The sequence below is a fragment of the Gemmatimonadota bacterium genome (assembly GCA_009841265.1).
Classification (GTDB): Bacteria; JAAXHH01; JAAXHH01; order JAAXHH01; family JAAXHH01; genus JAAXHH01.
Genome location: VXMB01000001.1, coordinates 55,183 through 67,332 on the forward strand (window position 1 = coordinate 55,183; position 12,150 = coordinate 67,332).

The window sequence follows — 12,150 nt, forward strand, 5'->3', positions numbered from 1 at the left end:
TCTAACTGCTCACCAGCACCTTCTTCAGCGCCGCGATGAAGGCCTCGTTCTCCTCGGGCAGGCCGGCGGTGACGCGGATCCAGCCTTCGATATTCCAGCGCGCCCTCGCGTTGCCCACCAGGACGTTGTGTTCCTCGCGCAGCCGGCGGACGAGTTCATCCACGTCCGTCTTCATGTTCATCATTACGAAACTCGACTCGCTCGGCGCGTATTCGATGCCCATGGCGTCCAGCTGCTCGTAGAAATAGCGTTTCCCCCGGCTCACCAGTTCCTGTGACCGACGCAGGTGATTCGTATCGTCGAGGGCCGCCGATGCAGCGTGCGTGGACAGCAGAGTGAGCGTGTTAGCCCGGTGGCGGCCGATCCGCTCGATCACCTCCGGTTGGGCGACTGCGTATCCCACCCGCATGCCAGCCATGCCGAAGACCTTGGAAAAGGTGCGCGTCACGATGACGTTCGGGTGATCCGCGACCAGCGACGCCGCGCCTTCGCGGTCTGCCTCGTTCTCCGCGAATTCGATATAGGCTTCATCGACGAGGACCAGCGCGCGCGCGGGGATCGATTCGACGAAGGGCCTTAACTGCGACATGGGGGTCAACTGGCCCGTGGGATTGCCGGGAGTGGTCACAACGACCATGGCGGTCCGGTCAGTCACGGCCGCGCTGAGACCGTCCAGATCGGGTTTCATCCCTTCCAGCAAGGGAACCCGGACCGGTTCCGCGTTGGCCACGCCGGCGAATCGGGTGATGAAACCGAAGCCTGGCAGGCTTTCCACGACCTCCGTGCCCTCGCGAACGTAAGCGTGACCGATGGCGAACAGCAGATCCGACGACCCGGCGCCCACCGCGATCCACGCGTCTGGTACCGGGGCGAAGGGACTGTCCGTCCACTCCACCACGGGTACGCCGTGCCGGCGGGCGAGCTTGCCCAGCAGGTCCGGGTTCTGGCCGTACCGGTTGATGCTGGTCACCAGGGACAGCACCGCCTCGACGGCACGGGGAGACGGCCCCAGGGCGTTCTCGTTGGCGTCGATGCGCACCAGGCCCGGGGGCACCCCCCAGCCACGTACGGAAGGACCGCCCACCATCTGGGCCGCGGCCTCGTAACTGCCAAACGAAATCGCACCGGCACCCGCAAGAGCCCCTTTCAGGAATCCCCGGCGCGAAAACCCTGGTCTGGACCGTGATTGCCCCGGCCTGGGTGACGAAAGCCCCGGCCTGGCCGTGGTACTTGCTTCTTTTCTGTCGGACATTGGAACACTCCTTCTCCGATTGTCGAGTTTTCGGAATTTCGATTCGCCGTATACACCGATTGATTACATGTTATACCGTCATGATACAACGTCGCAAAACGGATGGGAAGATCAATTGCGTCGACCCTGACGCCCCAGGACCTTGACGCACGCCGACGTTGGCGCTCTCACCGACCTTAACGTGCGCTCCGACCTTGACGATCTCCCGGACCTCCCGTAGATTTATGGCACGCCACACGCGTAGTCCATCCCCCTAGAAGGAGACCGCGATCTTCAGCCAGTTCCACCCCGTATCAACTGAAACCCACCTCCTGCTGGACCGGTTGCTCTCCGAACGCATCCTCATTTTCGACGGCGCCATGGGGTCGGTCCTCCAGGGCCATGCGCTCGACGAGGCCGATTTCCGCGGAACCACGTTCAAAGACCACCCCGTTTCGTTGCGGGGCGACCTCGATCTGCTGTCGATCACGCAGCCGGACCTCATCGAAGAGGTCCACCGACAGTACCTGGACGCCGGCGCCGACATCATCGAGACCAACACCTTCAATGCCACGGCGATCTCGCAGGCCGACTATGGCCTGCAGGACCGGGTTTACGACATCAACGTGGCGGCAGCGAAAATCGCGAAACGGACCGCCGTGGCCGCCATGGCCGCCGATCCGGAGAGGCCGCGCTTCGTGGCCGGCGCCCTGGGGCCCACCACCCGGTCGGCTTCCGTCGCCTCCGACGTGAGCGACCCGGCTTTCCGGTCCGTTACCTTCGACGAACTGGCCGCCGCCTACCGAGAGCAGGCCCGGGCACTCCTCGACGGTGGCGTGGACCTGCTTCTGGTCGAGACCCAGATCGATACCCTCAACCTGAAGGCCGCGCTGTTCGCCATCAACACCCTGTTCGACGAAGGGACGCGCCGCGTACCCCTCATGGCCTCGTTCTGCATCGTCGACGCCAGCGGCCGTACGCTGTCGGGCCAGACGGTGGAGGCCTGCTGGACGTCCATACGCCACGGGGACCTGTACAGCGTGGGGATCAACTGCGCTCTGGGCGCCACCGAACTGCGGCCCTACATCGAAGAACTGTCGGCCATCGCGAACCTCCCGGTTACCTGCTATCCGAACGCGGGGCTCCCGAACGAACTGGGCGGTTACGACGACACCCCGGACCACATGGCCGAGTTGCTGGGAGGCTTCGCCGAAGAAGGCTGGCTCAACATGGTCGGCGGATGCTGCGGCACGACCCCCGCGCACATCGCCGCGATCTCGGAGGCCGTAAAGCAGCGGGGGAAACTGCGGGTTCCCCACCCCGTCGAGCCCCTGTCCCGGTACAGCGGACTCGAAACCTTCACCGTCCGGCCTGACGGCAACTTCACCATGATCGGCGAACGGACGAACGTGACGGGTTCGCGGAAATTCGCCCGGCTGGTCCGTCAGGAGAAATACGAGGAAGCCCTGGGGGTGGCCCGGCAGCAGATCGAGGGCGGGGCGAACATCATCGACGTGAACATGGACGAGGGCCTGCTCGACAGCGAACGGGCCATGACCACCTTCCTGAACCTGATCGCGTCCGAACCCGACATCGCCGCAACGCCCGTCATGATCGACAGCTCGAGCTGGCCGGTGATCGAAGCGGGCCTGAAATGCGTTCAGGGCAAGAGCATCGCCAATTCCATCAGCCTGAAGGAGGGCAAGGAGGTCTTCAAGACCCAGGCCCGCGTGGCGAAACGGTACGGAGCCGCCGTGGTGGTGATGGCCTTCGACGAGGACGGGCAGGCCACGGATACGGACCGCAAGGTGGAGATCCTGAGCCGTTCCTACCGGATCCTCACCGAAGAGATCGGCATGGACCCCACGGATGTCATCTTCGACCCCAACATCCTCACCGTCGCCACGGGCATCGAGGAACACGACGACTACGCCGTCAACTTCATCGAGGCCGTCCGCCGGCTGAAGGAGCGGCACCCCCTCGCCCGGGTCAGCGGCGGCGTGAGCAACATCTCCTTCTCCTTTCGCGGCAACGACCATATCCGGGAGGCGATGCACGCCGCCTTCCTGTACCACGCCATCCAGGCCGGCCTGGACATGGGCATCGTCAACGCGGGACAACTGGCGATCTACGAGGACATCGAACACGATACGCTGGCCATGGTGGAAGACGTCCTGCTGAACCGCCGGCCCGATGCCACCGAACGGTTGCTGGAATTCGCGGCATCACGTAGAGGTGACGCGGCCGAACGGGTGCGCAGGGACGAAGACTGGCGCAACGACAGCCTGGAAGAACGCATCTCCCACGCCCTGGTCAGCGGTATCGCCGACCACGTCGAGGCGGACATGGACGAGGCGCTGCAGCGCTACGACCGTCCACTTCACATTATCGAGGGGCCCCTGATGGCCGGGATGTCCATCGTCGGCGATCTCTTCCAGGAGGGAAAGATGTTCCTGCCCCAGGTGGTCAAGAGCGCGCGGGTCATGAAAAAGGCCGTGGCCCACCTGGTGCCGCACATGGAAGCCGAGCACGGTGACGGCGGGGAGAGACAGTACCAGGGGACCATCCTCCTGGCCACGGTGAAGGGGGACGTGCACGACATCGGCAAGAACATCGTGGGCGTGGTCCTGGGATGCAACAACTACCGCATCATCGACCTGGGCGTCATGGTACCGGCGGAGAAGATCATCGGTACGGCCGTAGACGAAGGCGTCGACCTCATCGGATTGAGCGGGCTGATCACCCCGTCCCTCCACGAGATGATCCACGTGGCCCGCGAGGTTGAGCGCAACGGCTTCGAACTGCCCCTGCTCATCGGCGGCGCCACGACGAGCCGCAGGCACACGGCCATCAAGATCGAGCCGGCCTATCACGGGCCAACCGTGCACGTGACGGACGCGTCGCGGGCCGTGGAAGTCGTCGGCAGCCTCCTCAGCGACGATTTGAGGACAGGCTACGTCCGGGGCGTCCGGGAAGACTATCAGCATATCCGAGAAACCTACGAAAGTCGCACGCCACGCGCACCCCTCGTACCCTTCGCCGAGGCGAGCGCGCGGCGGCCGGTCCTCGAGTGGTCTGCAGCGACCATCGCGGTACCCGAATTCACCGGGGTCCGCGTCGACGACGACTATCCGCTGGAGGAACTCGTACCCTTTATCGACTGGACGCCCTTCTTCGGTGCGTGGGAGTTAAGGGGGCGTTATCCCGCCCTCCTGGAGGACGAGAAGGTCGGCGAGGAGGCGCGGAAGCTCTTTGAAGACGCAAGGAACCTGCTGGATGAGATCGTGGAGGGAGGATTGTTGCGGGCCCGGTCCGCGTGGGGATTCTTCCCCGCCCATTCCACCGGAAACGACATCGTGCTTTTCGACGATGCCGCGCGGTCGGAGGCGCTCGCGACCTTCCCCATGCTGCGCCAGCAGCGGCCCCGGTCGGCGGACGGACCCTGCCTCGCGCTTTCCGATTTCGTGAGTCCCAAGGGCACGGAGGACTACATCGGCGCCTTCGCGGTCACCGCCGGCATCGGTCTCGACGCATTGGTCAGGCGGTACGAGACCGATCACGACGACTACCGCGCCATCATGGTCAAGGCGCTCGCCGATCGGCTGGCCGAAGCATTGGCGGAGCACACCCATCAGCGGGCCCGCCGCGCCTGGGGTTACGGGCGGAACGAGGACCTTACGGGAGAAGACCTGATCCGGGAGAAATACCGCGGGATCCGGCCGGCGCCGGGATATCCGGCCTGCCCCGACCACACCGAAAAACGCCGGCTCTTCGACCTGCTGCAGGCCGAGGAAATGATCGGCGTCACGCTGACCGAAAGCTACGCCATGGATCCGCCGCCGTCCGTGGCCGGCCTATATTTCGGCCATCCCGAGGCCCGGTACTTCAACGTGGGAAAAATTGGACGGGACCAGGTGGAGGACTACGCCCGGCGCAAGCGGATGACGGTGGAATCCATCGAACGGTGGCTCGCGCCCAACCTGGATTACGAGCCGGCGGATGGTGCCGCCGCGATTCCGGCCCCATAGCTCACGACGTGGGTTCCCATAGTTCGATCGCGTTTCCTTCGGGGTCATGTATGCGGGCGAAGCGGCCGATGCCCTCCATCTCGATTTCGTGGCTGACCACGATATCCGCGGACTTCAGTTGCGTGATCATCGCGTCCAAATCAGCCACGCGGAAATTCAGCATGAATGACTTATCCGGCGCGAAATAGTCCGTATCGGCATCGAAGGGTGAGAAAACCGTCACACCGGACTCGGTTACCCAGGGCGCCGTCTCCATGTCTGTCGGAGCGGGATTGATGCCAAGATGATCCAGATACCATTTCGCAAGTCCTTCTGCGTCCTTTGCCCGAAAGAAGAACCCGCCGAATCCCTGAACTCTTTGCACGCTACGTCCTTTCGATGATGGTCTGGTCGACCTCTTCTCTTCTCGCCAACTACCTGCTTAACACCGCCGTGCCCCACGTGCTGGGGTCCACGTGGACGCGCAGGTCCCGCCCGGCGCTCCACCACTGGGCGGGATACTCCGAATTGTTGAGGAAATAGGTGAAGCCCAGCCGGGGGAACTCTTCCGGGTCGTATCCGCTGAGGGTTTCGGTCGGGAGGCACACCTCCAGGGTGTAACCGCGGTCCGTGATCAGGGACGCGATGGGTAGCGCTTCCGATTCCGGCATGTTCCACTTCTCGCGGGCGCGGTCGACCTGCGAGGGCTTGACCACGGGCCGGTCCCCGCGGTCGCCGCCCCCGGTGGGGAGGCAGTTGAACTGGTGGCAGTATCTTCCCGCCCGCCTGGCCGTCTTCACGTCGCGCGTGTCGAGCCAGACCTGAAAGCTGTCTCCGGTCCAATGCCGTCCGTAGTGGGACTGGACCGGCTTTCGCTTGCGCACGTCCACCGCGAAGTACAGCCCCTCGTCGTTCCAGGCCATGTAGACGTCCGCGGCTTTCGGCCGGTTCTCCAGGAAACCCAGGTCGGGTACCAGGTATTCGGTATCCCAGTCGTCGAGGACGCCATTGATCCGGGGCGCCTGCTCGCGGTATCTGCACTGGAAGGCGTAGGCGAAGTAGACTCGGTTGGGAATATCCAGCGGCATAGGCGTTCAGCGGTTGTAGTCCGTACCCTCAAGATCGAGCAGAAACGCCTTGACCTCCGGCCGGCCGCCGTAGCCTCCCAGGCGTCCGTCGCTGGTGATCACGCGGTGGCAGGGAACCAGGATGCCGATGTCGTTGCTGCTGTTGGCCTGACCCACCGCCCGGGCGGCCCGGGGCCTTCGAACCTGCTCGGCCACCCACTTGTAAGAACGCCACTGCCCGTATGGAATGGCCTGCTGCGCGGTCCAGACCTGCCGGGTAAAGGACGTGCCCCGCAGGAAATTCACCGGGAGGTCGAAATCCTTCAGTTTTCCTTCGAAATACCGCGTGATCTGGTCTACGACCGTGGTAAGCAATCCGTCGTCCGGGACGAAGGCGAGTTCCGCGTCGAAGCGGTTCAGCATGTCCGTCGCGAATGCCTCGTCCGTGACGCCGGAGGTAACCCGGCATACGCCCGCTTCACTGGCCGCCGCGTACATGGGGCCGAGCGGCGTGGGGAAGACCGTGTATTTCAATACCTGCTTCAATAGGGTCTGGACTATCCTACGATGTCGCGGTCCCGCAGGCCCTGGGCCAGCGCCTGCGCGATGACCTCGCTGCCTTCGATGGTGGGATGCCAGGTATCGGCGAAGTACCGTTCGCGTTCACCGTCCATCCCGGTAAAAGCGGCGTTGAGATCGATGAGGTCCGTATCCTCTTCCATGGCCAGCCGGCGGATCGAGCCATCGTAGATATCGTAGAGTTGCCTGAGGCGGTCGAGGTCGCCCCGGGCCATAAAGGACGGATACCGCATCTTGTCGAGGCTTTGCATGGACATCTCTGCGCCGTTACCGGATATGAGCGTCGGCAGGGTCGTCAGGACGACGCGGATCCGGTCGTGCTTCGCCGTCTGAATGAGGCGGCGCATATTGTACTCGTAATTCTCGGGCAGGAAGTCCTCGAGGTCGAAGGAGCCAATGGGCGGCGGCGTGTTCAGTTCCAGGATCTCCTTGGCTTCGTCCAGCAGTCTCAGGCCCGTGTTGCCACCGTTGCCGTAGTGCCAGTAAGACTGGGTCTTCCTGCGCATGTCGGGATAGTGCTTCGGGTTTCCCAGCCACATGTCGTTCCAGCCGATGTAGACGATCAGGATATCCGGTTCGAACGCCAGGAGCCTGGGAAGGCGCAACTGGGCGTTGATGGACGCGTGGTCTTCGACGCCGGCATTGATTACATGATGATCGCGTTCCAGGTCCATGTGGGCCAATTGCCGTTCCAGCTGGTAGGGATAGGGTGAATCATCCCCGGGCGCGCCGAAGGTGCAGGAGTCGCCGAGACACATGATCCGGACGGCTTCGGGATCCTTCCGTATCGGGAAGTCCGTCCCCCGGAACCCGTAGTCGTTGATCCGGATGCCGGCCACGCTGTATCCCGGCATCAGTTCCCAGCCGCTGCGGTTGTGAAACACGATGTAGGGATGGGCGCCGTCGTATTCCTCGTGGAACCAGCGGTCCCTGTTGTACGCGTGATCCTGCCGGCGGAGGTAGAACTCCGCACCCACGAGGGCGCCCACCGCGGCGCCGGCCATGGCGGCAAATGCGTAACGCTTCATACCCGTTCTCCGGCTGTGAAATTGAACTGCACCGTCCCCATTCACGTTACCGTCGCACTCCCCCTGAATCTAAGGGCACACAGGCCGAAATCGCAAGTGAAAACGCGTACCCGGTTTTGTTTGACGACAACGCCTTCGTTCCCTGTATAACCAATAGTGAAAGGTCTTGACGATGACCGGACCGACTTCCATATTCACAGGGTGGTTCCCAACCCGTTTACCACAGAACACCGGTCTTGCCGGTTCCGGTTCTCGTGATTACTCGCCAGCCTGGTTCTGTCGTTAGCACTCCGTCAGTTCGGATGGCTTTGATTTGATGGCATAATACGTGAAGAGGAGGTCCTATGGCTGATCGACACGATGAAGCCAGGCCCGATGAATCGTCCCATTCCGAAACGAAATCGGGGACCCGGTTCACGCGCCGTGGTTTTCTCAAGGGCGCGGGCGCGGGTGCGGTAACGGCTGCCGTAGCGCCGGCCATCCTGGTTTCAGAAGCCGGGACGGCGGCCGCCCAGGAAGCCGAGGGCGTCATGTCGGCGACCATAACGCTCGACGTGAACGGCCAGTCCCACAACGTCGAGGTGGAAGCGCGCACGACCCTGGCCGACGCGCTGCGGGACAGGCTGGAGATCACCGGTCCCAAAGTGGTCTGCGACAAGGGCGAGTGCGGGGCCTGCACCGTGGAGATGGACGGAAAGCTCGTCTTCAGCTGCATGACGCTGGCCATGGACGCCCAGGGCCGAAAGATCGAGACTGTGGAAGGCATGGCGGACGGCGACAGTCTGCATCCCATCCAGGAAGCCTTTGTCGAGAAAGACGCCCTGATGTGCGGATTCTGCACGCCGGGGTTCCTGATGTCCTCCAAGTCGTTGCTGGACGCCAACGACAACCCGACGCCGGAAGAGGTCCGGGAGGGTCTGTCCGGCAACATCTGTCGCTGCGGCACCTATCCCCACGTGTTCGAGGCCGTGATGAGCGCCGCCGAAAAGATGCGGAAGGGAGGGTGAGCCGATGCAGCAGAAGATGAAGACCGTCACGATCACCATCCAGGAAGACGGTGAACCCAGAGAAATAGAGATACAGGTCCCCGATACCGGCGAAGGCGGCTGGGGAGACCTCTCGAAGAACACCTATATCAACAAGCCCCACACCCGCGTGGACGCGGTCGACAAGGTCACCGGCCGCGCCAAGTACACCGCCGACATCAAGTTGCCCGGCCTGCTCTACGGTCGCATCCTGCGGTCGGCCCACCCCCGCGCCCGGATCAATCGCATCGATGCCACCCGGGCGATGGCGCTGCCCGGCGTGAGCGTGGTGGTGCTCCCCAACGACGACCCCGAGGTCTTCTCGCGGGAGTGCCGGTTCGCCGGACAGGAAATAGCGGCCGTGGCGGCAACGACGCCGGAGGTCGCCGAAGACGCGCTCCATGCCATCGACGTGGATTACGAGGTGCTGCCCTTTGTCGTGGACGAAGACGCGGCGCGGGACCCGGACGCGGCCCAGGTGCACAGCGACCGCGGTAACGTAGGTGAGCCCAGGGTCGGCGAGCAGGGCGACATCGCCGCGGGATTCGCCCAGGCCGACGTGACCCTCGAGGCCTCCTACCGGTGCCAGGTGCAGTCCCACATCGCGCTGGAGACCCACGGCAACGTGTGCCAGTGGGAAGGCGACAAGCTGACGGTCTGGGCCTCCACCCAGGGCGTATTCAGCGTGCGCGGCGAACTGGCCGGGCATTTCGGAATTCCCGAAACGAACGTCCGCGTGATCACGGAGTTCATGGGCGGCGGGTTCGGCGCCAAGTTCGGCGCCCGCAAGGAAGGCGTGATCTGCGCACTGCTCGCCCGGAAGGCCGGAGCCCCCGTGAAGCTGATGCTGACGCGCAAGGAAGAGCACCTGGCCACCGGGAACCGGCCCTCCGCCGTGCAGCATGTGAAGCTGGGCGCGACGAGCGACGGCAAGCTGGTCGCCTACGAGCGGTCCAACTACGGTACGCCCGGCGTCGCCGGCAGCGCCAACATTCCCGGGGCGCCGTACCTCTACGAGATCCCCAACTACCGCATCGAACAGACGAGCGTGTTCACCAACGCCGGGCCGATGGCCGCCCAGCGCGCGCCGGGACATCCCCAGGCGGCCTTCGCCATGGAATCCATGATGGACGAGATGGCCGAGGCGCTGGGCATGGACCCCATCGACATCCGCCAGATGAACGATCCGGATGAAGCGCGGCGCAACATGGTGGCCATGGGGGCGGAGCACATCGGATGGAAGACCCGCCGGAGCGCCACGCCCAATTCCCAGACCGGCCGGATCAAGACCGGCATGGGTGTGGGATCGTGCCGGTGGGGCGGCGGCGGCGGAAGGACGCAGGCCGAGTGTACCATCAATCCCGATGGGAGCGTGCAGGTGAAGTGCGGCACGCAGGACATCGGTACCGGGACGCTCACCCTGGTGCACATGGTCGCTGCGGAAGAGTTCGGGTTGAAGATGGAGGACATTACCGTCGGCATCGGCGACACGAACTACCCTTATTCGGGCGGAAGCGGCGGTAGCACAACGGCCGCGTCGGTATCGCCCGCCATCAAGGGTACGACGATGCTGGCGAAACTCGAACTGTTCAAGAAGATCGCGCCCAGGTTCGGCGTGGAACCGGGTGAACTCGTAGCCTCGGACGGCAACGTGTTCGTGGGCAGCGATCCTTCCAAGAGCATGACCTGGCAACAGGCGACGGCACAGCTCGGGGACGAACCCATATTCTTCCACGGCCAGTGGCTGCCCGGCTACTCGGACAGCGGCGTGCCCGGCGTGCACTTCGTCGAGGTCAGCGTCGACACCGAGACCGGCCTGGTGAAGGTCGACCGGGTCGTGGCCGTCCACAACAGCGGCATGATCCTGAACCCGCTCACCTGGGCGAGCCAGGTGAACGGCGGCGTCCTGATGGGTATCGGATACGGCATGTACGAGAACCGCATCATGGACCCCGCGACGGGCTACATGGTCAACGCCAACCTGGAAGACTACAAGGTCATGGGCTCCACGGACATCCCTGAAATCGAAATCCTCAGGTACGACGAACCGGAACGGGGCGTCATCGGCATCGGCGAACCCGCGACGATCCCGACCCCCGCCTCCATCGCCAACGCCATCTACAACGCCTGCGGCGCCCGGATACGGGAGATGCCGTTCACCCCCGACAAAGTGCTCAGCGCGCTGGCCGCAGTGAAGGAGGGCTGACCCATGCAGAACTTTTCCTACGTCAATGCGACGTCGATAGAGCAGGTGCCTTCCCTTCTGGGACGTAGCTGGGACGACGCGGTGGTCATGGCAGGCGGAACGGACCTGGTCGGCGAGATGAAGGACTACGCCGCCGTTCCGAAACGCGTGGTCAACCTCAAGTCCATCGAAGGGCTCGACTACATCCGGCAGGATGACGCCGGGATGCGTATCGGCGCGCTGACCACGCTGACGGACGTGTTGGAAAACAGCGCCGTGTCGCAGGATTTGCCGGTGCTGCACCAGGCGGTATCCGTCATCGCCTCGCCGCAGATCCGCAACATGGCCACACTGGCCGGGAACATCCTGCAACGGCCGCGGTGCTGGTATTACCGCAGCGAGGACTTTCCGTGCCTCAAGAAGGGCGGCGCAAGGTGCTACGCGGTGGGCGGAGTCAATACCTACCACGCGATCTTCGGGTCCGGACCGAGCTACATCGTCCATCCCTCCGACGCGGCCCCGGCGCTCATGGCCCTGGGTGCCACGGTGAACATACACGGTCCCCGTGGCGCGAACGAAGTCGTCCTGGACGATTTCTTCACCATGCCCGAAATGAACATCCGGCGGGAGAACATCCTTCGTCCCAACGAGATCGTGACGGAAATTACGATTCCGAAACCGGAGGCGAACAGCAGGGGCATGTTCCTCAAGGTGCGGGAGCGGGAATCCATCGATTTCGCCCTCGTCAGCCTGGCCGCGCAGATGACCGTGGTGAACGGGACCTGCGAACGGGCCAGCCTCGTGCTGGGCGGCGTGGCGCCTATTCCGTGGCGTGCCGTCGAGGCGGAAGACTACCTCAGAGGCCGCAGGATAACGGAAGCCCGGGCGGAAAGCGCCGCGGAGGCCGCGGTGGAAGACGCCGCGCCCATGCCGCACAACGGTTACAAGGTGGAGATCGCGAAGAACCTCGTGAAACAGGCCGTTCAGGCCCTGGCGGCGTAGGCAGTTCAACGTCGCAAGCAAGGAGT

Annotated in this window: 9 protein-coding genes; 4 read left to right on the forward strand and 5 right to left on the reverse strand. The window is 63.9% G+C overall.

The window, feature by feature from the left end; translation table 11 throughout:
• Position 1: 1 nt before the first annotated feature.
• Positions 2-1,252, reverse strand: coding sequence for an aminotransferase class I/II-fold pyridoxal phosphate-dependent enzyme (locus F4X08_00190; GenBank protein MYD24217.1), 1,251 nt, complete (start codon positions 1,250-1,252; stop codon positions 2-4).
• Positions 1,253-1,521: 269 nt separating this feature from the next.
• Between F4X08_00190 and metH the strand changes: the two genes are divergently transcribed.
• On the forward strand, positions 1,522-5,259 hold the full coding sequence (gene metH, locus F4X08_00195) for a methionine synthase (GenBank protein ID MYD24218.1): 3,738 nt from the start codon (positions 1,522-1,524) through the stop codon (positions 5,257-5,259).
• Position 5,260: 1 nt separating this feature from the next.
• On the opposite strand, the gene F4X08_00200 is transcribed toward metH, so the two are convergent.
• Genes F4X08_00200 through F4X08_00215 form a run of 4 tightly spaced genes read right to left on the reverse strand, consistent with a single transcriptional unit; the run spans position 5,261 to position 7,912 of the window.
• Positions 5,261-5,623 carry a VOC family protein gene (locus F4X08_00200; protein MYD24219.1) on the reverse strand — a complete coding sequence of 121 codons (363 nt, stop codon included), beginning with the start codon at positions 5,621-5,623 and terminating at the stop codon, positions 5,261-5,263.
• A gap of 49 nt (positions 5,624-5,672) precedes the next feature.
• Positions 5,673-6,326, reverse strand: a complete 654-nt coding sequence (locus tag F4X08_00205; protein ID MYD24220.1) for a hypothetical protein — start codon at positions 6,324-6,326, stop codon at positions 5,673-5,675.
• Positions 6,327-6,332: 6 nt separating this feature from the next.
• The gene (locus F4X08_00210; protein MYD24221.1) at positions 6,333-6,851 is read right to left on the reverse strand and encodes a methylated-DNA--[protein]-cysteine S-methyltransferase; all 519 of its coding nucleotides are present in this window, start codon (positions 6,849-6,851) and stop codon (positions 6,333-6,335) included.
• A gap of 11 nt (positions 6,852-6,862) precedes the next feature.
• On the reverse strand, positions 6,863-7,912 hold the full coding sequence (locus tag F4X08_00215) for a hypothetical protein (protein ID MYD24222.1): 1,050 nt from the start codon (positions 7,910-7,912) through the stop codon (positions 6,863-6,865).
• Between the two features lie 344 nt (positions 7,913-8,256).
• On the opposite strand from F4X08_00215, the gene F4X08_00220 reads away from it, so the two are divergent.
• From F4X08_00220 to F4X08_00230, 3 genes are read left to right on the forward strand one after another with little or no spacing between them, the layout of a single operon-like run.
• The gene (locus F4X08_00220) at positions 8,257-8,919 is read left to right on the forward strand and encodes a (2Fe-2S)-binding protein (GenBank protein ID MYD24223.1); all 663 of its coding nucleotides are present in this window, start codon (positions 8,257-8,259) and stop codon (positions 8,917-8,919) included.
• 16 nt (positions 8,920-8,935) lie between these two features.
• Entirely contained in the window at positions 8,936-11,143 is a 2,208-nt protein-coding gene (locus F4X08_00225; GenBank protein ID MYD24224.1) for a xanthine dehydrogenase family protein molybdopterin-binding subunit, read from the forward strand.
• A 3-nt stretch (positions 11,144-11,146) separates the two neighbouring features.
• A complete protein-coding gene (locus tag F4X08_00230; GenBank protein MYD24225.1) occupies positions 11,147-12,124 on the forward strand; it encodes a xanthine dehydrogenase family protein subunit M in 978 nt (325 codons plus the stop codon).
• Positions 12,125-12,150: the final 26 nt, after the last annotated feature.

What these genes read in the sequence shown, in the direction of transcription:
- F4X08_00230 (MYD24225.1), top strand. Translation starts at nt 11,147, where the DNA reads ATGCAGAACTTTTCCTACGTCAATGCGACGTCGATAGAGCAGGTGCCT.
- F4X08_00220 (MYD24223.1), top strand. Translation starts at nt 8,257, where the DNA reads ATGGCTGATCGACACGATGAAGCCAGGCCCGATGAATCGTCCCATTCC.
- F4X08_00190 (MYD24217.1), bottom strand. Translation starts at nt 1,252, where the DNA reads ATGTCCGACAGAAAAGAAGCAAGTACCACGGCCAGGCCGGGGCTTTCG.
- F4X08_00205 (MYD24220.1), bottom strand. Translation starts at nt 6,326, where the DNA reads ATGCCGCTGGATATTCCCAACCGAGTCTACTTCGCCTACGCCTTCCAG.
- F4X08_00225 (MYD24224.1), top strand. Translation starts at nt 8,936, where the DNA reads ATGAAGACCGTCACGATCACCATCCAGGAAGACGGTGAACCCAGAGAA.
- F4X08_00215 (MYD24222.1), bottom strand. Translation starts at nt 7,912, where the DNA reads ATGAAGCGTTACGCATTTGCCGCCATGGCCGGCGCCGCGGTGGGCGCC.